This window comes from Streptomyces apricus (assembly GCF_008369065.1).
Lineage (GTDB): Bacteria > Actinomycetota > Actinomycetes > Streptomycetales > Streptomycetaceae > Streptomyces > Streptomyces apricus.
In genome coordinates this window covers 1-601 of the sequence record NZ_VDFC01000293.1, presented here as the reverse complement: position 1 = coordinate 601, position 601 = coordinate 1, and the positions used below count along the sequence as shown (strand labels likewise).

General features: G+C 81.0%; 1 protein-coding gene. It reads right to left on the bottom strand.

All coding sequences use genetic code 11. The features are described 5' to 3' along the window. Positions 1 to 601: adenosylcobinamide-GDP ribazoletransferase (locus FGF04_RS39765; RefSeq protein WP_408055736.1), on the bottom strand; the 601-nt coding region annotated here is incomplete at both ends.

Genomic DNA, 601 nt, shown 5'->3' with positions numbered 1-601 from the left:
CGTGCCCGCGACCGCGGCGCCCAGGCCCTCGGGACGGGCGGGCGGCACGCCCGCGCGGGCGGCCAGGGTGAGCGCGAGCCGGGCGGCGGCCGCCGAGACCACCGCCGCGAGGGCGCCCCGGGTCCACGAGGACCCGTACGCCTGGGAGAGCGCCGCGACCTGGGCGAGCAGGACGAGCAGCAGGGTGACGACCCCGAACGGGCCGATGTCCGACCGCTTCATGACGTCCAGCGCGCCCTCGGCGGGCCGGCCGCTGCCGAGGCCGTCGGCAGTGTCCGCGAGGCCGTCGAGGTGCAGGCCGCGGGKGAGGACGGCCGGTACGGCGGCGCTCGCCACCGCCGCGAGGAGCGGACCCGCGCCGAGCACCAGCAGGAGCAGGCCCGTCGCGGCGGCGAGGAGGCCCACGGCGAGCCCGGCGAGGGGCGCGCTCAGCATGCCGGCGCGGGCGGCCCCGCGGTCCCAGCGCCGTACGGTCACGGGGAACACCGTCAGCGTGCCGAAGGCGAAGCGCGGTCCGTCGCTCCAGGTCTGCGCGGGCGTCCCCGGAGTCCCCGGCGTCCCGGGCGGTCCCGGCGGTCCGGGAGGGGGCGCGGGCGGAGGC